The 21,932-nt window shown below is 72.0% G+C and carries 19 protein-coding genes; 7 read left to right on the forward strand and 12 right to left on the reverse strand.

The features are described 5' to 3' along the window. The first annotated feature begins 327 nt into the window (after positions 1 to 327). Positions 328 to 1,539: an FG-GAP repeat domain-containing protein gene (locus POL25_RS29135; protein WP_272089508.1), complete on the forward strand. Its 1,212-nt coding sequence runs from the start codon at positions 328 to 330 to the stop codon at positions 1,537 to 1,539. Positions 1,540 to 1,546: 7 nt separating this feature from the next. Here POL25_RS29135 and POL25_RS29140 read toward each other — a convergent pair whose 3' ends face one another. Next, positions 1,547 to 3,427 carry a hypothetical protein gene (locus tag POL25_RS29140; protein ID WP_272089509.1) on the reverse strand — a complete coding sequence of 627 codons (1,881 nt, stop codon included), beginning with the start codon at positions 3,425 to 3,427 and terminating at the stop codon, positions 1,547 to 1,549. A gap of 67 nt (positions 3,428 to 3,494) precedes the next feature. Here POL25_RS29140 and POL25_RS29145 point away from each other — a divergent pair, with 67 nt between their 5' ends. Beyond that, a complete protein-coding gene (locus tag POL25_RS29145; RefSeq protein WP_272089510.1) occupies positions 3,495 to 4,259 on the forward strand; it encodes a PP2C family protein-serine/threonine phosphatase in 765 nt (254 codons plus the stop codon). Positions 4,260 to 4,426: 167 nt separating this feature from the next. Here the strand turns inward: POL25_RS29145 and POL25_RS29150 are convergent, their stop codons facing one another. From POL25_RS29150 to POL25_RS29160, 3 genes are read right to left on the reverse strand one after another with little or no spacing between them, the layout of a single operon-like run. After that, positions 4,427 to 5,869, reverse strand: coding sequence for a formylglycine-generating enzyme family protein (locus POL25_RS29150; protein ID WP_272089511.1), 1,443 nt, complete (start codon positions 5,867 to 5,869; stop codon positions 4,427 to 4,429). Then, a complete protein-coding gene (locus POL25_RS29155) occupies positions 5,866 to 7,344 on the reverse strand; it encodes a sodium:solute symporter family protein (protein WP_272089512.1) in 1,479 nt (492 codons plus the stop codon). The genes POL25_RS29150 and POL25_RS29155 overlap by 4 nt, the downstream gene beginning before the upstream one ends. 1 nt (position 7,345) lies before the next feature. Further along, positions 7,346 to 7,570, reverse strand: a complete 225-nt coding sequence (locus POL25_RS29160; RefSeq protein WP_272089513.1) for a hypothetical protein — start codon at positions 7,568 to 7,570, stop codon at positions 7,346 to 7,348. A gap of 81 nt (positions 7,571 to 7,651) precedes the next feature. On the opposite strand from POL25_RS29160, the gene POL25_RS29165 reads away from it, so the two are divergent. The 4 genes from POL25_RS29165 (at position 7,652) to POL25_RS29180 (ending at position 10,593) form a co-directional block, all read left to right on the forward strand. Then, the gene (locus tag POL25_RS29165) at positions 7,652 to 8,125 is read left to right on the forward strand and encodes a peroxiredoxin (protein ID WP_272089514.1); all 474 of its coding nucleotides are present in this window, start codon (positions 7,652 to 7,654) and stop codon (positions 8,123 to 8,125) included. Between the two features lie 254 nt (positions 8,126 to 8,379). Beyond that, the gene (locus POL25_RS29170) at positions 8,380 to 8,778 is read left to right on the forward strand and encodes a hypothetical protein (protein WP_272089515.1); all 399 of its coding nucleotides are present in this window, start codon (positions 8,380 to 8,382) and stop codon (positions 8,776 to 8,778) included. A 270-nt stretch (positions 8,779 to 9,048) separates the two neighbouring features. Further along, positions 9,049 to 10,248, forward strand: a complete 1,200-nt coding sequence (locus POL25_RS29175) for a ComEC/Rec2 family competence protein (RefSeq protein WP_272089516.1) — start codon at positions 9,049 to 9,051, stop codon at positions 10,246 to 10,248. Positions 10,249 to 10,386: 138 nt separating this feature from the next. Then, the gene (locus tag POL25_RS29180; protein WP_272089517.1) at positions 10,387 to 10,593 is read left to right on the forward strand and encodes an SEC-C metal-binding domain-containing protein; all 207 of its coding nucleotides are present in this window, start codon (positions 10,387 to 10,389) and stop codon (positions 10,591 to 10,593) included. Positions 10,594 to 10,849: 256 nt separating this feature from the next. On the opposite strand, the gene POL25_RS29185 is transcribed toward POL25_RS29180, so the two are convergent. The 7 genes from POL25_RS29185 to POL25_RS29215 form a co-directional block, all read right to left on the reverse strand. Continuing rightward, positions 10,850 to 12,346, reverse strand: a complete 1,497-nt coding sequence (locus POL25_RS29185; RefSeq protein WP_272089518.1) for a GGDEF domain-containing protein — start codon at positions 12,344 to 12,346, stop codon at positions 10,850 to 10,852. Between the two features lie 120 nt (positions 12,347 to 12,466). Continuing rightward, complete coding sequence (gene solA, locus POL25_RS29190; protein ID WP_272089519.1) at positions 12,467 to 13,621, reverse strand: N-methyl-L-tryptophan oxidase; 1,155 nt, start codon at positions 13,619 to 13,621, stop codon at positions 12,467 to 12,469. 4 nt (positions 13,622 to 13,625) lie between these two features. Further along, positions 13,626 to 14,747 carry a tryptophan 2,3-dioxygenase family protein gene (locus POL25_RS29195; RefSeq protein WP_272089520.1) on the reverse strand — a complete coding sequence of 374 codons (1,122 nt, stop codon included), beginning with the start codon at positions 14,745 to 14,747 and terminating at the stop codon, positions 13,626 to 13,628. Positions 14,748 to 14,759: 12 nt separating this feature from the next. Then, the gene (locus POL25_RS29200) at positions 14,760 to 16,796 is read right to left on the reverse strand and encodes an FHIPEP family type III secretion protein (RefSeq protein ID WP_272089521.1); all 2,037 of its coding nucleotides are present in this window, start codon (positions 16,794 to 16,796) and stop codon (positions 14,760 to 14,762) included. 174 nt (positions 16,797 to 16,970) lie between these two features. After that, positions 16,971 to 17,921, reverse strand: a complete 951-nt coding sequence (locus tag POL25_RS29205) for a DUF4215 domain-containing protein (protein WP_272089522.1) — start codon at positions 17,919 to 17,921, stop codon at positions 16,971 to 16,973. 40 nt (positions 17,922 to 17,961) lie between these two features. Then, positions 17,962 to 18,702: a hypothetical protein gene (locus tag POL25_RS29210; RefSeq protein ID WP_272089523.1), complete on the reverse strand. Its 741-nt coding sequence runs from the start codon at positions 18,700 to 18,702 to the stop codon at positions 17,962 to 17,964. Next, entirely contained in the window at positions 18,699 to 19,706 is a 1,008-nt protein-coding gene (locus POL25_RS29215) for a fatty acid desaturase family protein (RefSeq protein ID WP_272089524.1), read from the reverse strand. The genes POL25_RS29210 and POL25_RS29215 overlap by 4 nt, the downstream gene beginning before the upstream one ends. A gap of 121 nt (positions 19,707 to 19,827) precedes the next feature. Here POL25_RS29215 and POL25_RS29220 point away from each other — a divergent pair, with 121 nt between their 5' ends. Continuing rightward, positions 19,828 to 20,673: a fatty acid desaturase family protein gene (locus POL25_RS29220; RefSeq protein ID WP_272089525.1), complete on the forward strand. Its 846-nt coding sequence runs from the start codon at positions 19,828 to 19,830 to the stop codon at positions 20,671 to 20,673. An 81-nt stretch (positions 20,674 to 20,754) separates the two neighbouring features. On the opposite strand, the gene POL25_RS29225 is transcribed toward POL25_RS29220, so the two are convergent. Further along, entirely contained in the window at positions 20,755 to 21,762 is a 1,008-nt protein-coding gene (locus POL25_RS29225) for a hypothetical protein (RefSeq protein ID WP_272089526.1), read from the reverse strand. Positions 21,763 to 21,932: the final 170 nt, after the last annotated feature.

Below are 21,932 nucleotides of genomic sequence, written 5' to 3' on the forward strand. Positions count from 1 at the left end.
CCCGGGTTCGCTCGCGTCGCGCCGGCCCCGCGTCGCCGCCAGCGTGCGCGCCGTGAGAGGCTCGCCGACCCGCTGCCGCCCGTGACCCCCGACCTGCTCGCCGGCCCGCTGCGGAGCGCCCTGAGCCACGCCGCGCGCGTGCGAGCCGGGCCGCCCGGACCCCGCGCCCCACGGCGGCGACGAGGCCTGGAATCCGCCGCCGCGGCTCGCGATGCCCGCCGCTTGCACGACCCCGGCCCGGCCGCCACAGAGCCGGCGTCTCGCCGGTGATTCGCCGACATGTCCCTTCGGACATCTCGCCGATCGCCGACCTCAGGAGGTTCCACCATGGCCCATCGGTTCGGGGTCGGCGCGCTCGCCGGCCTGATGTTCCCGCTCTCCGCCGCGCCCGCGGCCCACGCCGCCAGCTTCGCCGCGCCCGAGCCGTGGCTCGACGACTTCGGGGTCGCCGCGGGCTGGCGCGTCGAGAGGCACCCGCGGCTGCTGGGCGACGTCGACGGCGACGGGCGCGACGACATCGTCGGCTTCGGCGAGCAGGGCGTCCTGGTCGCGCTGTCGAACGGCGACCGCTTCGGCGAGCCGGAGCCGTGGGTCGACAACTACTCCTACAGCAACGGCTGGCGGGTCGACAAACACCCGCGCTTCCTCGTCGACATGAACGCCGACGACAGGGCCGACATCGTCGGCTTCGGCGCCGGCGGGGTGTTCGTGTCGCTGTCGACCGGCAGCGCGTTCCTCCCGCCCAAGCTGTGGATCGATCAATTCACGATCACCCGCGGCTGGCGGATCGATCGTCACCCGCGCTTCCTCGCCGATGTCGACGCCGACGACCGCCCCGACATCGTCGGCTTCGGCAACGGCGGCGTGCACGTCGCCCGCTCGACCGGCGCCGCGTTCGAGCCGTCCGCGCTGTGGCTCGACGATCTCGGCTACGAGCAGGGCTGGCGGGTCGATCGCAACCCGCGGCAGGTCGCCGATGTCGATGCCGACGGTCGCGCCGACGTCATCGGCTTCGGCGACGACGGGGTGTTCGTCGCCCGCGCGGCCGACGATCGCTTCACCGCGGCAGCGCTGTGGCTGACCGACTTCGGCAACGACCAGGGCTGGCGCCCCGACCAGCACCTCCGCCTGCTCGGCGACGTCGACGGCGACGACCGGCCCGACATCGTCGGCTTCGGCGCGAGCAGCACCCTGCTGTCCTTCGCGCGCAGCGGCCGGTTCACCGGGGCGACGCGGGCCCTCGACGAATTCGCCCCGGCTCAGGGCTGGCAGCTCGATCGCCACCCGCGGCTGCTCGGCGACATCGACGGCGACGGGCGGATCGACATCGTCGGCTTCGGCCAGTCGGCGGTGATCGTCGCCCCTTCGAAGCAGAACGACTTTCACGCGCCGACGCCGGTCCTCGCCGAGTTCACTTACGACCAGGGCTGGCGCGTCGGCGTGCACGTGCGCACCCTCGCCGACGTCGACGGCGACGGCCGGCGCGACATCGTCGGCTTCGGCGACGCCGGCGTGCTCGTCGCGCTCGCCGCGGACTGAACCGCGCTCAGCCCTGCGACCACGCGATCAGCAGGTCGGCGAACTGGTCGACGAGGCTCGCCATGTCGGGCCCGAGCGAGTTGGTCTCCTCGTAGTGATTGCCCTCGGCCTCGTTGATCCACGGCATCGTCTCGGCCAGCTGGAAGTCGTACTCGGGGATGATGTAGCCGAGCTCGTCGTTGCCCAGGCCGATGATCCAGCGGTAGGTCAGGCCCATGCGATCCTCGAGGTACGGCCCCTTCGGCGCCGCCTCGAGGTCCGGCGGGTTGACGTTCTCCGGCTTGATGAGCGGGACCCCGTCGGCCTTGATCTGCGAGCCGTCGTAGCCGCCGAGCGCCAGCTCGGGCAGCAGCTCGCCGGGCACCGTCAACATCTGGATCGGCCCCAGCTCGACCAGCGCCATCTCGGTCTCGATCTCCTCCTTGCCCGGCATGTCGGCGTTGAACACCTCGCGCTCGAGCACCTCGATGTCGAAGAACAGCTTGAAGTTGGTGTTGCGGACCCCGGCGCGGAACCGCTTGGCCGCGAAGCGCAGCGCCGGCCCCGTGATCTCCTCGCCCATCGCCACCGCGTCGAGCGCCATCTCGCCGAGCATCTGCCCGACCGAGTCGGCCTTCTCGAAGCTGGCCGCCTGGTAGGTCTCGCCGTCGGGGTTCTCGACGTTGACGCCGAGCGTCGTCATCATCCCGCCGACGGCCCCGTTGATGTAGATCGCCGGCCCGCCGAGCCCGGGCTTGCCCGGCGCCGTCTGCCACTCCGAGCCGGTCTCGACCGTGCGCCGCAGCGCGTGCACGAAGTCCGAGGTCACCAGGAAGTTGTCGTTCGCCAGCGTCTCCGGGTGGCACGAGTAGTTGACGATCGTGGCGATCGGCACGCCCTCGGTGTCGACCAGGTGGGCCGCCGAGATGGTCTCGTCGACGACCCACGGGTCCCGTGAGTCGCGGATCAGGTTGGCCATGCCGCGCGGGTGATACGTCGAGACGTCGACCTCGCCGACCTTCATCGACGCGACCTCGCGCAAGTCTTCAAAGCTGTCGGTGATCGCCGCGGCGATGGTATCGCGGACCTGCTGGCGGTACGCCGGCGTGTAGCCCGAGGTGAACAGGTCGACGCCCCACAGCCCCATCGTGTCGGGCCCCTCGTGGTTGTGCGTCGCGTGCACGATCAGGTAGTCGAGGTCGACGCCCTGCTCCGCCAGCATCGCGCGGATCGCCTCGACGTCGTTGTTGAAGAGGCCGACGGTGTCGATCGCCACGATCGCCAGCGTCGACTCGCCCTGGCGAAACACCACCGCGCGGGCCCACAGACCGTCGCCCGCGCCGACCAGCCCGTGGCTCGCGTCGCGCACCCCGTAGGCCGGGCGGTCATGGCCGAACCCGGCCATGTAGAGCGGCTGCAGCTTGCCGTCGCCCTCGCCCTCGTCGGCCGCGACATAACCAGGGTCGCCGGGGCACTTCTGGTCGCAGCCGCAGTCGAGCAGCATGTCGTCGGCCGGCTTCCACGTGTTGTCCATGTCGACGTCGACCCACTTCTCCCAGCAGTTCGGCACCAGCGACAGCACCGCCGCGCCGGCCTCGAGCGGCGCGCCCGGCTGAGCCGCGCAGCCGCCTTGCGGGCCGTCGGGACAGAATAGATCGGGCGGGTCGGCTGGCGGATCGCCGGTCGTGCCGGCGGTCGGGTCGGGCTCACCCGTCGAAGTCGACGCCGTCGTATCGCTGGTCGTGGTCGGCGCGACGGTCGAGGGCGCCGCGGTATCAGACGAATCGGTGGTGACCGGGGCCGTCGCGGCGGTCGCCGAGGCGTCGTCGCCGCCGGCGGCGGGGTCGAGGCAGCCGCCGAGAGCGAGGCTTGCGAGGGCGAGAATTCGGCTGCTTCCACGCGGTGTCATGGGCGCTCCAGAGCGATCGTCGCCAGGGTACAACAAGCGCGGGCGGCCGTGCTAAGGTCCGCGCCGCATGGCGACGCGGCACTACGGCTACACCGACGTCGGCCGGGTGCGCAGCCGCAACGAGGACGCCTTCCTCGCCGACGCGCAGCTCGGCCTCTTCATCGTCTGCGACGGCGTCGGCGGCCGGGCCCGCGGCGAGATCGCCAGCCAGGAGACGGTCGAGTTCATCGTCGATTTCGTCAAGGGCGACGCGACCGACATCGAGATCGCCCGCCACGGCGGCGAGCTCGATCAAGCGGCCCGCCAGCGCCTCTCCGCGCTGCTCCGCGGGGCCATCCAGAGCGCCTGCTACATGGTCCACACCATGGGCGAGATGGACCCTGACCGCCGGGGCATGTCGACCACCGCCTCGGTGGTGCTGGTGGCCGGCCAGGTCGCCACGGTGGCGTGGGTCGGCGACTCGCGGGTCTACCTGTGGCACGCCGGCGAGCAGGTCCAGCTGACCGACGACCACACCCTGGTGAACGCGCACATCCGTCAAGGCACGATGACGCCGGAGGCGGCCAAGGTGTCGCACCTGAAGCACGTGATCACCCGCGCCGTCGGCCACCGCGAGTTCGTCGAGGTCGACGTCCGCCAGCTCGACCTGGCCCCCGGCGACAAGCTGCTGCTGTGCAGCGACGGCCTCCACGAGTACCTCGACGAGCCCGACCTGCTGGCCCGCCTGTTCCAGACCGACCTGGCCACCGCCGCCCGCGACGCCGTCCGCCACGCCAACATCAACGGCGGCCGCGACAACATCACCGCGCTGTTCGTCGAGTACACCGGCTGACTCTTCGGACATGTTCTCCAAAGCATGTCCCGATGGGCATGCCCTCCAGGACATGCCTCATCGAGCATGTCCTATCAGCCACGCGCGATCTGCCGTATCACCTGCCTCATGGGGCAGCTCGTGAGCTGGACCGGTCCTGGCGAGCTGTCTCCGGCTCCTCTGCCAGCTCACTGCGTCGAGCGCACGCAGCGGGCCGCCAGCGACGTCTCCCCGCCGACCATCAGCTCGCGCCACGGCGCGTCCGGGGCTGGCGGCGTCGTGTCGTCGATCTGGACCGCCGCGCCGTCCTCCGCCCAGAACGGACCCGGACCGCGGAACACCGTCGTCAGTTGCTGGATCTCCGCCAGCAGCGGCAGGCGGAAGCCTGTCAGCGCCTCGTTGCCGTACGGCACCCGCAGGGCAGCGCAGAAGCGGCGCGCCTCTTCTTGATTGACCGCCTCGACCACCCCGCCGAACAGCTCGAGCGCGCCCTCCGAGCGGACGATAGGGATCGGCGCCACCGCGGCTGGCACTTGCAGCGGCTTGTCTTCGGCGCGCAGGTCGGCGGCGCAGCGGAAGCCGAGGCGTGGGTCGACGGCGACGATGTCCCAGCCCTCGAGCTCGGCGCCCGGGAACCGCGGCGGGCGGGTCTCGCGGGCCGCACGGCGCTGGCCGACGTTGCCGTACTTGTACACGTGGCGGACCGGCTCGCCCGCGGGCGGCTTGCAGGCAGGGTCTTCGCCGCAGAACGCCGCCTGCTCGAACACCTGCCGCGCCACCGCCAGCGGTCCGTCGCCCGCCCGAAACTGTCCCTCGACGAACGGGCGCAGCGCCGCGTCGGCGTCGTACGTGTCGGCCACCCACTCGAGCGCGTCGCTGCCCATCCCGCGCACCCCGAAGTACGAGCTGTCCGCCCGGACATGTCCCGCTGCGTACAGCCCTTGCGGGATCTCGTCCTTGATCTGGTTGCCCCACGGGTACACCCGCGCGTCGGGCCCGCGGGCCGCGTACTCCCACTCGGCCTCGCTGGGCAGGCGCCCGCCCGCGTGGCCGCAGTAGGCCGCAGCCTGCTGGTGGCTCACGCACGTCTGCGGCAGCGGCTCGGCGACCTCCGGCTGCAGCTCCGCCGTCGGATCTACCTGGCCTTGGGGACAGATCGCCGGCGTGCACGCCCCGGCCGCCACGCAGCCCGCGTAGGCCCCGCGGGTGACCTCGTGCAGATCGATCCAGAAGCTGCGCAGCGCCTGGTGGCGCGGCGGGTTGCCTGACCAGCGCACCGCCGGCAGCTCGCGCGACGGCGACGAGTTGAAGTGGTCGGGCACGTTGCCGGTCACGAACACCCCGCCGGGGATCTGGACCCGCTGGACCGTGCCCGTGTCCCACAGCCCGATCGCCACGCACTCGCCGTGGACATCGCGCCCGCTGCCGCGCCCGCACTCCGGCAGCTCCTTGGCCTGCTTCTTCTTCTCGGCCTCGGACAGCTCGGTCACCTTCGTCAGCTCCGACAGCGGCCGCGCGTCGCCGACGGCCACCGGCGCCGGCGGCGGGGCGTCGAGCGCGGCGAAGCGGCGGCTCGTGGCCTCGCAGGCGAGCAGACACAGGGGGACGACCAGGAGCGCGCGGGACATCATGGGCTGCGGAACTCGAAGCGTTGCAGGTGGGACTGTGCCATGGGCGGGGTCGTCAGCGACAGCACGAACATCGTGATCGCGTTGAGCACCAGCCCGACCGCGCCGATCTGCAGGTCGAGCGGGTTACACCACGCGTAGAGCCCCGGCGCCAGCAGCTTGGCCAGGAACAGCGCGAACGCCACCCCGAGGCCGACCAGCAGGCCGGCCTCGGCGGCCACGCGGTTGGCCCGCCGCCAGTACAGCCCGAGGACCACCGGCGGCAGGAACTGCACCGGCACCGCGTACGCCAGCAGCAGCAGGTCGACGATCGACAGCTTGCTGGCGACGACCAGCATCCCCAGCCCGAGCGCGAACAGCACGAGCACGCCCATCCGCATCAGCCGCGTCTGCGTCTGCTCCTTCAGCGGCAGCCCGAGCCCCGAGACCAGCACGTCGCGGACGAAGATCGACGCTCCGCCGTGCAGCAGCGAGTCGCCGGTCGACATCGAAGCCGCCAGCACCGCCGTGCAGAACGCCGCGAACACCCACGGCCCGCCGACCTCCGGCCGGCTGACGAGCCACAGCAGCACCCCCTCGTCGCGCGGCGCCCCTGGCAGCAGCAGCGCCGCGTAGCCGAGGAACAGCAGCGGGATCAGGAACACCAGGAAGCTCGGGTACGTCACCGCCGAGTACTGCACCGCTCGCGCGCTGCGGGCCGTGAAGCACTTCATGAACACCTGCGGCCACATCGCGAACCCCAGCGTCGACATCACGATCTCCGCCGTGTACTGGAACGACGAGGTCCCTGGCGCCGGCCCGGGCAGCGTCAGGTACTCCGGGTGCTCCGCGATCACGCGGTCGAACATCGGCGCCACCCCGCCGAACAGCTGGCCCGGGATCGCCAGCCCGAGCCACCACACCACCGCCAGCATCGCCACGCCTTGCAGCACATTGGTCCAGCCGACCCCGCGCATGCCGCCGAACATCACGTAGACCGCGACCACCGCGTAGACCACCGCCGCGCCGAGCAGCGGCGACCAGCCGAGCGCGTGGTGCATCACGATCCCCGCGCCCTTGAACTGGATCGCCAGGTACGGGATGAACGCCAGCAGCGACGCCGCGCCCATCACCGTCGTCACCCGACGGCTGTCGTAGCGGGCCCCGATCAGCTCCGCCTGCGTCACCAGCCCGAGGCGCGCGCCCATGCGGCGCACGCGGGCCCCGAAGTAGAACACCGGCACGAACGCCGCGGCCCCGTAGGCCAGCATGTAGAACGCGTCCGAGCCCTTGCTGATGACCCGCTGCGGCGTGCCGAGCAGCGCGTAGGCGCTGAAGATCATCGCCCCCATCACGAAGTACATCAGCACCGGCCCGAACGAGCGCTCGCCGGTGACGAAGTCGTCGGCGCCGCCCGAGCCGCGGCGGCCGGCGATCAGGCCGACCGCCAGCGAGACCGCCAGGTAGACGAACACCGCGTACGGCGCGACCGCGCCCATGTCACCCATGCTCGTCCTCGGCTTCGACGGCGTCGACCGCCCGGCTCAGGTAGAGCCCCACCAGCACCGCCGTGTTGGCGAGGATGATCAGGACCACATACGCCAGCGACCACGGCACCCCGAGCACGCGCGGCTCGATGTGGTCGCCCAGGAGCGGATAGAGCGGCCACACCAGCATCGCCGTCGAGGCGACGAAGTACAGCGGCGACAGGCGAACCCAGCGCATCGACCATCACTGATACGAGAAATTTCGCGCCGTTCCCAGGCCCTTCCGGCCCTGCGCGGCCGGCGGTACACTCGCGGGCGCATGAGTCGCAGCACCCAGCTCGCCGTCGGCGAAGTCGCCCCTGACTTCAGCTTGCAGGACCAGGAGGGCCGCACCGTCGCCCTCGCCGATTTGATCAAGGAGCGCTGCGTCGTCCTTTACTTCTATCCCAAGGACGACACCCCTGGCTGCACCGTCGAGGCTTGCAGCTTCCGCGACAGCTACACCGTGTTCGCCGACGCCGGCGCCGAGGTGATCGGCATCAGCAGCGACGGCGTGGCCGCCCACAAGGCGTTCGCGGCCAAGCACAACCTGCCGTTCCGGCTCCTGAGCGATCGCGGCGGCGAGGTGCGGGCCAACTTCGGCGTGAAGAAGACGCTCGGCCTCATCGACGGTCGGGTCACCTTCATCATCGACCGCGGCGGCGTGGTGCGGCACGTGTTCTCGTCGCAGATCCGGCCCAAGAAACACGTGGCCGAGGCGCTCGAGATCGTGCGAAGTCTCGCATCTTCCTGAGCTCGGTGAGCATGCTCCACTCGGTTGACGCCTTTAGACCCCACCCCCTGGGGACCTGGAGGCGAACCGCGAAGGTAGGCTCCGAGGGGTGCAGCGGGGGTCTGGAACGATGTCCGGCCAGCCCTCGACAAACTTTCAGTGTGACGCATCCCCGTGGGGCGCCGGTGGCACCGTCCCCCAAGACGGACCATGGTTGACCGAACGTCGAGCGCGGCGCCCGCAGCCCAGCGCGGCTCGACGCAGGAGACACAGCCATGAGCCTCTTTGCCAACATCGAACATTTGGCGGCCGCCCCGGGCGTCGTCGCCGTCACGATCGACTCACCCAACCACCCGCGAGGATTCCGGGGCGTCGACACCTGGTCGCCCGTCCTCGACGCCTCGTTGCAGCTGTTCGGCCAGACCGGCGAGGACACCATCCGCCTCGTCATCGGCCAGCACACGGTCATCATCCAGAAGGAGCACGGCGACACGGTCGCCGTCGTGTTGCCCACCGGGCACGCGATCGCCAAGTCGCTCCGGCGGATGATCCGCCGCCTCGCCAAGAAGGAGCGAGGCCCGGTCACGACCGCGCGAGCGCCGCAGGCGCCCGCCGAGACCCCCTCGGGGAGCGGTTCCGAGCCCTCGCCGCTCGATCGACCGGAGGCGGCCTGACCGGGGCCCCCTGGGCCTCCTGGACCCCAATGCGCGGGCCTCTGGCGCGCGCCTCCGCTCGGAGTGCGTGATGGGCGCACCTGGAACGAGTCGCCTTCCGAGCGGCGATCACGTCTGACGTGTCTCTCTCGACAGGTCGCGTGACCTGTCCTCAAGCACCACCGGACGCTCCCCTGGCCGTCTGGACCCCGAGCCCATCGGGCCAACTCACCCTCCGACGCGGCGCAGCCCACGACCTCGTGGCCTGCGCCGCGCTGCTATCATCCGCGCGTGCGACTCTGCGTGCTCGCCCTCGCCGTGCTCGTGTGCGCCTGCGGTGCGCACGACGACGCCCCGCCGATCGAGGTCAAGCCGGACCCGAGCTTGACGCTGCCGCCGCTGGCCCGCGACCGCGACCCGACCACGCGTCCGCCCGGCACCGACCCGGCCGACGCGATGACGCTGCACTTTATCGACATCGGCCAGGGCGACGCGACCCTGCTCGAGTTCCCGTGCGGCGCGGCGCTGATCGACACCGGCGGCGAGAAGAACGAGCTGTTCGACGGCGAGGCCGCGCTCTACGCCTACCTCGACGCGTTCTTCGCCCGCCGCGCCGACCTCAATCGCACCCTCGACCTGCTGCTCGTCACCCACCCCCACATCGACCACAACCGCGGCGCCCTCGGCGTGCTCGAGCGCTACACCGTCAAGAACGTGGTCGACAACGGCGCCGACGCCCCGCACAGCCACAACGACGGCACCGAGGACCCCGGCGCGACCCAGCAGATGGCCGTGCACGCCTGGCTGCGCGACCACGCCGACAAGGGCGTGCAGTACGCCGCCGTCGGCGCCGGCGAAGTGCCCGCGGCCGGCCTCACCAGCGCCGTGCTCGACCCGATCGGCAGCTGCGCCCGCGCGCCCACCGACCCCAAGCTGACCGCGCTGTGGGGCACCGTCACCCACGACGTCGAGACCTACGGCGACAACCCCAACAACCACAGCGTCGTCGTGCGCGTCGACTACGGCGAGGCCTCGGCGCTGTTCACCGGCGACCTCGAGCTCATCGGTTTATCGCGCCTGGCCGACCGCTACGAGAAGCACCCGGAGCTGCTCGATGTCGACATCTACCAGGTCGGCCACCACGGCAGCAAAAACGCCACCATCCACTACCAGATGGCGCTGATGAGCCCGCGCGTGGCCGTGATCTCGATGGGCCCGTACGAGCGCAACATCCCGTGGACCGCCCGCAAGTACGGCCACCCGCACATCGTCGCGCTCGAGCACCTCGTGCACCCCGAATACGGCGTCCGCGGCCGCCGCGCCCCCGTGCAGGCGATGGTCGGCTTCCGCGGCGCGTATCAAGACAAGGTCACCGAGATCTTCCAGCGCCGCACGATCGACCGCGCGATCTACGGGACCGGCTGGGACGGGACGGTGGTGGTCGCGGCCAACGCCAACGGCTGGCTCGAGGTCAAAACCTCGGGCCGCTGACCGCGCCGGGGTCACGGCCTGGCGTCCGGATCGCCGCGGCCGACCCGGTCCATGCCCTGGGCCACACGCGGACGGACCGACGCCGGCCCCGCCGAGGCGCCTTGCCGCCCGCCGGCCCGCTCGCGCATAGTCCCCCGCATGCCCGGCCACGAGCACGTCCACGGTCCCGACTGCGATCACGACCACGACCACGACCACGACCACGACCACGAGCACGTCCACGGGCCCGACTGCGACCACGACCACGGGCCCGCGCCGTTCGTCCGCACCGCCCCGAAGATCGGCCGCAACGACCCTTGCCCGTGCGGCAGCGGCAAGAAGTTCAAGAAGTGCCACGACGCGTAGTCGCCTGACCTTCGGGACATGTCCGTTCGCGCATGTCCCGAAGGCCACGTCCGCCGAAGCCCACCCGCGGGCGCCGTCCTCTCCGCCATGAGGGCGCCGCGCTCGCTGCACCTGCGTCGACCATCGCCGGAGCGCCGCGCTCGCGTCGCGCCCGCTCGCACGCAAGGGTTTAGTCGAGTTCGCCGCGACATGTCCCTGGCGACATGTCCCATCCGCCAGCAAGCCGCCGCGCCCGCCTCGCGGCTCGGCGCGAGCCTCAGCCCGCCGACGCGTCGGCGTCGTCCGGCGGCTCGAACACCATCGGCGCCTCGTCGCCGTCGATGATGGCCCGCCCGCGGCCGCGGCGCTTGGCGTCGATCAGCGCCGCCTCGGCCTCGGAGAACAGCACCGACATCTCGTGGTTGTCGCGCGGCCACAACGAGCCGCCGGCGCTGAGCGACACGCCCATCCCCAGGGCCAGCGAGCCGACCCGGCGGGCGACCGCCAGCACCTGCTCATGGGTCGTATCGGTCACCAGCACCGCGAACGCGTCGCCGGTGAGGCGAGCGACGATGTCGTGCGAGCGCAGCGTCGAGCGCAGCAGCACCCCGACCTGCTGCAGCAGCTCGTCGCCGGCCTTGTGCCCGCGGGCCAGGTTGACCCGCTGCAGGTAGTCGACGTCGAACAGCAGCAGCGCGCACTGCGAGCCGAGCCGAACCGCCCGCGACTGCTCGTCGGCCATGCGCGTCTCGAACTCGCGACGGTTGAACAGCCCCGTCAGCTCGTCGTGGCGGGCCAGCGTCTCCACGCTCTCGTGCAGCCGCAGGTTCTCCGAAGCAAGCGCCGCGGTGTCGAGCAGGAAGCCGATGAACTCGCGCGCCTGCGGGTCGATCGGCGCCCGCCCGTACGGGTCGTCGGCGACCACGATCCCGAGCACCTTGTCGCGCAGGCGGAACGCCGCCACCAGGAATTCGCTCGCCGGCTCGAGGGCCGCCAGCGCCGGGTTGGTCGACCGCTCGCGCGAGAACAGCAGCGGACCGCTCGCCGCCAATGCTTGCTGGATCTCGTCGCCCGCCGCCGCCGTCACGTCGACCGCGATCGTGCGCACGAGATTCTCGTAGCGCGGCTCCGTCGTCTCGACCTCGGCGATCCGCTGCTCGAGCCCGAGCTCGCCCGCCGCCCTCGCGCGCGCCGCCTCGGCCGCGTTGGCCGGCCCGATCGCCGACTCGCCCACCAGCGCTCGCCCGTCCTCGTCGTACACGAACAGCGCCGCCCGGCTGAACCCGAGGGCCAGCCCCGAGGTCATCCCGATCAGCAGGATCGTGCGCAGCCGGTCGATGCTGCCGGTCTCGAGCATCGCCCGTGTCAGCCGCCGCAGCGCCTCCTGTCGCGGCGACTCGCGCGCGAAGCGCTCGAGCGCACCCGCTGCCTCGTCGGCGCCGAGCAGGCTCTGCGCGATCCGCCGCGCCAGCGCCGGAATGCCGTCGGCGAGTTCAGCTGTCCCGAGGACCAGGTCCTTCATGCCATGGATGAACCTGACCTTCGGCTCCGCCGCGCCGATCCGGGCGGCCACGAGCCGCAGCGACGCCCCGCGGTCGGCGAGCCGCAGCAGCTGCAAGGCCAGCGGCGGCGCGTCCTCGGCCGGGACCTCGACCTCGAGCGCGAGGGGCACGGCCAGCCGATCGAAGAGCGTCCGGAGATCGTGCGGCACGTCGACCGCACGCACGGCCGTCGCCAGAGCCTCGGGGATCCCGCTGTACGCTGGGTCGGACATTGGCCCCGCGATGCTGGCAAAAGCCCCGCAGGCCAGCAACGGGCGCAGACGCGCATCTGCGCGCCCAGGCGGTCCGGGCGAGGTGCGGCGCGAATTTGTCCGCCGACCGTCGCGGGCCGATCACCCCGCGTGGCGTGCGCGCGCGAACGCCCGCAGGGCCTCGGGCGCCGTCCCCGTGACCACCGCCTCCGCCACCAGCTCGCCGATCGCCGGCGCGAACTTGAAACCGTGGCCCGAGAACCCGCCCGCGATCCACACCCGCCTGTCCCCGGGGACATGATCGATCACGAAGTCGGTCGACGGCGTGCAGGTGTACAGGCAGACCGTCGCGTGCACGAACTCGCCCCGCCCCGCCGGCAGGTACGCGGCCAGGAACGCGTCGAGCGGCGCGAGATCGCCGGCATGGATCGCGCGGTCGACCCGCTCCGGATCGACCCCCGCCTCGGCCGCGCCGACCTCGGCCGGCGGCACGTGACACGCCAGCTTGAACCCCGTCACGCCCTCGTGCCCGTACGGGAACCCGTACACGAAGCCCGCCGGCCCGAACGAGGCCCACACCGGCATCGCCGCCAGCCGCTCCAGCTCCGCCGCGGCCGGCCGCGTCCACGCCAGCACCCGCCGCAGCACCTTCAGCTGGCCCGGCATGAACCCCGGCACCAGCCCCGGCAGGTAAGCACCCGCCGTCACCACCACGTGGTCGGCCGGCAGCAGCGTCCCGTCCTCGAGCAGCACCCGCGGCCGATCGCCGAGCGCGAGCTCGCGGACCCGCACGCCCGTCCGCCAAGCTGTCCCGAGGGACATAGCCTCTCGTTTTAGCGCTTCGAGACATGGCCCGACGCGCAGGTACCCGCCCGACGGGGTGAAGCAGGCCGTCCACCCGTCGGGCACCGCGATCGGGAAGCGCTCGCGGGCCGCGGCCGCGTCCATCAGCTCGTGCTCGACCGCCGCCGCGCGACAGGCTGCGATCGCATCCTGATAGTCGGGATCGTGCTCGGGCCCGAACTCGACCATCCCGGTGCGCACCAGCAGCGCCTCGCCGGCCCGCTCGCCGAGCGCCTGCCACAACGCGTCGGCGCGGCGGACCAGCGGCACGTAGCCGGCGCCCTCGTGGTACGACTCGCGGATGATCCGCGTGTAGCCCGAGTGGCTGCCGTGCTCGTGCACGTGCGAGAAGCGCTCGAGCACCGTGACCTCGGCCCCGCGGGCGGCCAGCGCCCACGCGGTCGCCGAGCCCATCGTCCCGCCGCCGACGACGATGACTTTCGGGCCGCGCATCGCCTCACTCCTTGGCGACGAACCCGTACACGTCGGGCCCGCGCAGCGGCGGCAGGGCCGTCTTGCGGATCATCAGCGTGCGCACCGCCCACAGCTCGCGGAACACCCGGTAACGCAGCGCCGTCTGCTCGAGATAGTCGACGCCCGCCGAGCCGCCCGTGCCGGTGCGGCGGCCGATCACTCGCTCGACCATGCGCGCGTGTCGCTGGCGGAAGATCACGAACGCCTGCTCGAGCTCCACCAACCCGTCGAGCACCTCGCGCGGCCAGGCCAGCAGCGGCAGCTCGCGGTAGCTCTCGATGAACAGCAGCGCCGCCCGCACCCGCGCCACCCGCGGCCGCTCCTCCTCCGGCACCTCGACCGCCAGCAGGAAATCGCGCGCCTTGACCCGGTCCGCCTTGTAACGCTCCTCGATGCGCCGCCGGTCGGCCTCGCCGGGCGCCGAGTCGCGGACCAGGATCATCGCCTCCTCGGCCTCGATCGCCTGCGCCTTGAGGTAGTTCTCGACGAACCGGCGCACGTTCTCGGTGTCGCCCTCCTGCTCCGGCGTCGAGCCCTGGATCGGCGTGCGGTGCAGCCACTCGTTGATCGACTCGAGCAGCGTCGGCAGGTCCTTGAGCCGCGCCTCGACCCGCTTCGACGCCGGCGACGGCCGCCCGTCGGTGTAGCGGAGCGCCCGCAGATAATCGTTCTCGTGGCCGAGCGGGATCCGGTCGTCGATCTTCAGGCCCAGCAGGATCTCGATCTCCCGCAGCTGCGCCGACTGGAACCCGCTCGCCGGGCTGAGCTTGTCGCGAAAGCCGAGGTAATCGCGGGTCGTCATCGTCTCCATCAGGCGGAAGTGATGCGCGACCTGTTCGAACAGCAGGGCGGTGCGGCGGATCCCGCGGACCGCGTCGGACAGCGACTGCTCGCGCACCTTCTCCTGGGCGAACAAATTGCGGACCCGCACCAGCTCGCGGATCGCCAGCTTGAACCACAGCTCGTCGATCTGGTGGATGACGATGAACATCACCTCGTCGTTCTCGAGCTCCGACTCGTCGGGCTCGACGCCGGTCTGCAGCCCGAGCAGCTCCTCGAGCTTGATGTAATCCCAGTAGAGGGTCGCCTTCGCCTTCTCGGCCATAGGCCGCGAAAGCTACGCCGTGTCGCGCTCGCCCGGCAACGTCCGCCCGCGTGAGGCCCCGCCCGCGTGCAGGGGCGCCTCGAACCACCGCACCGGCGGCCCGTCCGGATCGCCGGGCAGCGGCAACTCGGCCTCTTGCACCTCCACCGTGCTCAGCACCGTCACGTGCGGCGTACCGCGGCCCAGCAGCAGCGCGAACACCGGCCGCGCGCGCGGCGAACAGACCACGAGCGGCGGCGGCCCTTCCTCGAGCGCTTCGCCGCCGACAACATCGTTCTGCGCGAGAACCCGTCGGCGCCAGGCCTGGCGCGCGCGGGCGTCGAGCCCGAGCCGCAGCCCGCGGTCGCCGCTGACCGCCCGTGACAGCAGCGCCGCCTCCGCGTCGGCCACCGGCCGCACCCACGTCACAGCGCCCACGCGGGCGTGGGCCGCCACCACCTCGCCGACCCACTGCGGCGCCAGCCGTTCGCGCAGCGCTCCGAGCCAGCGGCCCCGCTCGCTCGCCTGCCGCAGCAGCGGCTCGGACGCGATCGCCTCGAGCAGCCCCGCGAACGGCGGCAGCGGCACCCGCTCGCGCAGCAGCCCGCGCGTCAGCTCGAGCAGCTCGGCCGGCCCGACCCGCGCCAGCGCCTCGCGCACCACCGCCGGCTCGCGCCCGCCCTGCTCCTCCAGCGCCCGCGCGATCGTCTCCAGGTCGACCAGCGCCTCCGCCCCCCGCATCACCGCGCGAAACACCGCCGTCACGATCCTGTCCTGTCGAGCATGCCCTGAAGGACCTGCCCGATCGAGCATGTCCTTTCGACCATCCTCCTCGCGACCTCCGCTCGACATGTCCTCGAGGACATCCAGCCCGCCGCCCCACTCTCCCTCTCGCCTGTCCCTGAGGACATCCACCTCCGGCGCGCTCAGCACTCGCTCGCCGAGGCGCACCGCGAAGCTCGGCCCTGCCACCGCCACGATCGGCGGCACCTCGACGCCCAGCGCCCCCGCGCAGCGGCGCCGCAGCTCGGCCAGCGGCCCGCGCAGCGCCTGGATGTCCTTTTCATCATGTCCCGGGAGACAGACCACGATCTGCCGCCCTGGCGGCCCTCGCCGCTGCCGCGTCCACCACGCCAGCGCCCCCAGCCCGAAAGCCGTGGTCGAGAACGCCGCCGCCGGCATGCCCGGCGCCAGCGCCAGCCCGGCCAACAGCCCCGCCGGGGCCGCCAACAGCCCCGGAGTCCACCACGCCGCCCCGCGGGTCGCCGGCTCCTCGCGGTCGACCCTCGCCACCAGCAGCGCCCCCGCCAGCCCGACCAGCAGCGCCGGCACCTGCGCCAGCAACCCGTCGCCGATCGCCAGCCGCCCGTACAGCTCGAGCGACGCCGACAGCCCCAGCCCCTCGCGCAGCCCCATCACCACCCCACCGACCACGTTCACGCTCGTCAGCACCAGCCCGAGGATCGCGTCGCCGCGGATGAACTTGGCCGCCCCGTCCATCGCCCCGTAGAAGTTCGAGCGCTCGCGCAGGCGCGCCCGCAGCCGCGTCGCCTCCGTCGCCGAGATCGTGCCTGCCCGCAGATCGGCCTCGATCGCCGCCTGGTGCCCCGGCAGCCCGTCGAGCGCGAACCGGGCCGCGACCTCGGCGATGCGCTCGCCGCCGCGGGCCACCACCACGAACTGCACCACCGTCACGATCGCAAACACCACCGCCCCGACCACCAGGTCGCCCTGGATCACCAGCGTCGAGAACGCCGCGATCACCTCGCCCGCGTCCGCGTCGCGCAGGATCAGCCGCGTCGTCGTCACGTTGAGCGCCATCCGCGTCAGCGTCATCAGCAGCAGCAGCCGCGGGAACCCCAGCAGCTCCGCGCTGCGCCGCGCCGTCACGCTGGCCACCAGCGCCGTCACCGAGCCCGCCAGGCTCAGCGTCAGCAGCAGGTCGACCAGCCAGCGCGGCAGCGGCAACAGCGCGCAGGTCACCGCCGCCAGCACCCACAGCACCAGCCCGTAGCCCGGCAGGACCGCCCAGATATCCGCTCCGGAGCCCGCGGCTCGGCCGATGCGCATTGCCGCACAGGCTAGCGAGGCGCGAACGCGCGCCAAGATCCGCAAGTGTTCAGTGCGATTTCGCCCCTCACGCGCCGCGGATCCGCGCGCTCCGGCGGCGGGGTCCGATCGCGGTCCTGCTCGCGTCGGTCTTGCCCGCGTCGCCCCGTCACGCGAGCGAGGGCTCGGCGAAGATCACTCGATCTCGAAGCAGTACAGCCGGAACGCCTCGGTGCAGTGGCGCGGCGCGCAGGCTGTCCACGTCGCGTTGACCGCGTCGAACATCCCGATCAGGCCCTGCCCCTGGTCCGACTGCCAGCCCCCACACGACACGCCCCCGTCGCCCAGCCCGTCGACCAGCGTCCCCGTCCACACCCCGTCGCTGCTGACCGCGCACGGCTCCATCGACGACGGGATCGACTGCCCCTTCTCCGTCACGTTGATCGGGTTCTTCAAGCTCCCCATCGTCAACGCATCTGCGTCGGGCGCCACCGGCATCCCGTCGGGCCGCACGTACGGCGTCTTGCCCGCGCCGAGGCGGTCGCTCGCGTTCGCGGCCCCGTCCGACAGCCACGCCACGAACTTGCGCATCTTCAGCTCTGGCACCGCCCCGGCGCCGCCTGCCAGCTTCGTGCACGTCTCGTCGGCCGCCGTCAGCTTGCCCACTTGCAGGGCCGTGAACACCTCGCTCGTGAGGAACACGTAGCGCACGACCTTCGGGCCCTGCTCGATCTGGCACAGCGCGTCGCAGCCGTCGCCGCTGATCAGGTTGCCGTCGTCGCACTGCTCGAGCGGCGCATCGACCATCCCGTCGCCGCACATCGACGGCACCACCGTCGTCACGTCGCTCGTCGTCGCATCGGTGCCCGGCTCCGTCGAAGTCACCGGCTCCGTCGAAGTCCCCGGCTCCGTCGAAGTCACCGACTCCGTCGTGCTCGTCGTGCTCGTCGTGCTCGTCGTGCTCGTCGTGCTCGTCGTCCCCGTCGTGCCCGTCGTCCCCGTCGTCGTCGGCGCCGTGCTCGAGCTCGTGCTCTCCGTCGTCGTCGTCGTCTCGCTGCTCGTCGCGCTCCCCGCGACTCCGGCCGGTGAAAAACAACCCGAACAGCCCAGCACTGCCACCGCGATCGACGCGCGCCCGAACGACATCGGCCTCACTCTACTCGACGCCTCGCGCCGCGCCCACCTGTCACGCCGGCGCCCGCCAGGCCCCGCGCAGCGCCAGCGTCGCTGGCGGCTGGATCGCCTCGTGGTGCAGCTTGCCCATCAGCTGGAACAAGTTGAACACCACCACCGTCGCCAGCGCGCCCAGCTTGCTCACCGTCCCGAACACCGGCGGCCACAGACACAGCGCCGTGCACCAGCCCGCCACGGCAGGCAGCCCCACCACCAGCGCCGCCGTCAGCCCCATCAGCTTGCGCCGCCACCGGCGCGGATCGGCGTCGGCGACCAGCATGCCGTCTGGCCCTTGGGACAGCCACACCCGATCGCCGGTCCCGATCGACACCTCGACCGCGCGCGTCCACCCGGCCGCGCGGGTCGCTGGCGCGCGTGCGGCCGCGAACGCCTCCGGGCCCGGGCAGGCCGCTGCTGCCCGCTGGCGCGCTCGCTCGACCCACACCGTCCCGCCGGCCAGCCCGACCTGCTCGCCCTCGATCGCCACCACCCCGCCGAGCACCTCGCCCTCGTACGCGCGGTCGTGGAACCAGATCGCGGCGTCGCCCTTCGAGCGGCCGACCTGGCGCACCCGGTGGATCGCCACCTGTCCTGCGGGACCTGTCCCTTCGACCACCACGCCGACCCGCGCCTGCGCGCCCCAGCGCCCCAGCAGCCGCCGGCACTCGCCCCACCCGGCCGCCGCGATCAGCAGCGTGTTGAGCCAGAAGATCGCCAGCGCCGCGTACGCCAGCCAGGCCGGGAACCCGCTCACGCCGCCGCTCCTTCGGGGCCCGACTGCTCGCGGGCCGCCTGCTGCTCCGCCGCCGCGCGCCGCTCTCCGCGGGCCGCCTGCTCGTCCTCACCGCCGGCGCGCGCGCGCACCGACGGCCGCCGGCGCGGCAGCAAGAACGTGCGCAGCAGGTACAGCACCATGCTCGGCTCGTCGAGGCGCGGCTCGATGCGCGGCGCCACTTCTCGGCGGTGGGCCTCGGCCAGCTCGGTCCAGTGCAGCCCGGCGCGGTTGTGGTGGATCGTGTGGTAGCCGTTGTTGCACATGATCCAGTTGAACCACCGGCCGACGAAGTTGCGCGAGTGGTTCCACTCGCTCGACGGGTCGGTCGCGTCGTGCTGGATCAGGTTGATGCGGAGGATGCAGCGCGCCCCGTACAGCTGCGGCAGGACGATGAACAGCAGCGCGCCCCAAAAATCGTAGAGCAGCGCTGCCCCGGTCAGCCCGAACGCCACGATCGTCTCGGTCATGTACTGGCGCACGAAGCCCTGCTGCTTCGTCACCTTGGCCCAGCGCCCGACCCCCGCGAACGTGTTGGGCCCGGCGATGTTGGGGAAGTGGATCAGGTTGAGCAGGTGCCAGCGGAACGCCACGTGCGACGGGTCGGCCCAGTCGGGCTGGCCGTCGTCGGCGAAGTGGTGGTGCACCAGGTTGTGCGCCGGCACGTTGGCCGAGGCCGGGTACAGCACGCCGAAGCTCAGCACGCTGCGCCAGACCAGGTTGAGCCGGTGCGAGTGGAAGATCCCGCGGTGCATGTGATTGTGGATCACGACCGCGTTGAGGAAGCTCAGCAGGCACGCCAGCACGAACGGCAGCGGGTGGCGGCACGCCGGCACGAAGTACATCAGCGCCAGCAGCCCGAGGTACGCGCCGACGATCCCGACCTGGCGCCACTCCTCTGGCTGGCGCACGAGCCAGGTCTCGCGCTCGCGCTCGCGCTCGTGCGCAGCCGGCTTCGCACCGGCGAGTTCGCCCTGGGACGCCATCGCCGCGGCACCATACTGCGACGACCGGAAGGCCTCAATCTCCGCGCGCGTGGGGACAATCTCGACGCGCCCCTGCGCGCGTGATATCCCTGCCCCGCGCCTGTCGGCGCCCGTCTGCACCGTGACCGCCCACACCGGCATCGCCACCAACCTCTCCACGTGGCTCACCGCGCAGCCCTCGGTCCAGTACCGCAGGAACCCGTGGTTTTACTTCCTTTACGACGGCGGCTACCTGCTGGCCTTCCTCGCGCTCGACGCCTGGATCCTCGCCACCGGCCAGGCCCCGCTGGTCCAGTGGCAGTGGTGGTACCTGGGGCTGCTCCCGGGCGTCATCTACTGCCACATCCTGCTCAACGTCTTCATCCACAACTGCTGCCACGGCAACTTCCCGCGCCCGATCAACCGCCTGATCGGCGAGGTCGCCGGCGTCCTCGTCATCACCCGCTACGCCTCGTGGGAGATCATCCACCAGCGGCACCACCGCTTCTCCGACGACCCCGAGCGTGACCCGCACCACGTGATGCCGAGCTTCTGGCGCTTCCTCGCCCGGACGATGCTCGTCAACGTCGAGAAGCAGCTGCAGAACCAGGCCTACGACCAGTTCGGCGACACCCCCGAGATGCGCCGGCGCGAGCAGCTGCGCAGCGTGCTCAGCTTCTCGGTCATGATCCCGCTCAACCTCGCGTTCTGGCTGCTGCTCGGCCCCGAGGCGTTCTTCTTCCTGTGGCTGCCGGCCCAGGCCGTCGGCTGGGTCCACGTCGCCCACTTCAACTGGGCCACCCACAACGCCCACTCGCCGACCGGCGACTACAAGCCCGTCAACCTCGACCACGGCCTCTACTGGCTCGGCAACCGCGTCTTGTTCGGCCTCTACATGCACGCCAACCACCACAAGCGGGCCAACATCTTCAACCCGGCCAAGATGGACGAGGTCATGGCGCGCCGGGCCGCCGCCCGCGCCCAGTAGCTCGCTGTCCGTTCGGGCATGCTCCTCGGAGCATGCCCGTTCGCGCATGTGCGATCGGACATGCCCGTTCGCACATGTCCCTCAGGCCACCACCGGCACCCCGTGCCCGGCCTCGTCGGTCAGGATCTCGAACGCCGCGCGATCGCTGCTGAGCGCGACCGTCGGCTTGCCCGGCCGCCGCACCTGCAGCTCGCAGCGGGCGATCTTGCTGTTGAGGCAGGTCTTGACCCCGCCGGGGGGGTTGCCGTACGCGAGCCCGACGAAGGCCGCGCGCGGGGCGGAGATCCGCGCCTCGACCGCGACCTCGCGGGTCTGCGACGCCAGCGTCCAGGTGAACTCGGACCCACCGAGCGCCACCTCGCCGCGGGCTCGCGCCGCCTGCCACAGCGAGTTGAGCGCGAACTGCTCGCCCTCGAGCCGCAGCACCAGCAGCGTCATCGGCGGGGTCCACAGCGGCCCGAACTTCAGCCGCGCCGTCGCGCACTCGAGGAAGCTGTCCGGCGCGCCGTCGAAACCGGCCACCTGGCCCCACGCGTAGCGGTCGGTGTGACGCGCGCCCCAGTTGTGCGACTGACTGCCGGTCCACCCGTCGATCGCGTGCGCCTCGCCGTCGACCGTGATCGTGCCGGTGAAGGCCGCGTTCGGCGAGCCGACCAGCGACTTGGCCTTGGGGAACCCGCCGGCGTAGAGGTTGGCCGGCAGCAGCAGCAACGGCGGCTCGGGGCTGGTGTACGCCAGCTCCCAGGCGAACGTATGCGCCGCCCCGACGACCGCGCCCCGCAGGCCGCGATCGTCCAACACGGCCTCGCCGACGCGCACGTCGAGCCGGTCGCGGGCGAACGCGCAGCGCTGCCACGGCACCACCTGCTTGGCCGCGGCGATGCTGCCGCGCTCGCCGTCGAACCAGATCGACCACAGCTCGCCGACGGCCCGATCCGGCTGTCCTTTGGGACAGAAGATGGTGTAGCGGATCCACCACGCCAGCGGCCGCGTCGGGTGGTTGGCCCGCTGGAAGTAGCTCTCGTAGTGTCCCGCCGTCGCGGCAGGATCGAAGCGGCAGGCGTTCCAGCGGTCGCGGTCGACGGGCACGCGGCGAGCGTGCCGCGAGCCCCCACCGCTGTCCACGGCCGCCATCTCACGATCGGCGAAACCCTCTACGTCACCGCATCGACCGGTGATGTCCCGAAGCACCCGAGTCGCCACTGCGACGACCGGCGGTGCCCCCGACGCGCGCCCGGGTCGTCGCCCCACCGCCGGGC

Origin of the sequence: Nannocystis bainbridge (assembly GCF_028368995.1) — a bacterium.
Classification (GTDB): domain Bacteria; phylum Myxococcota_A; class Polyangia; order Nannocystales; family Nannocystaceae; genus Nannocystis; species Nannocystis bainbridge.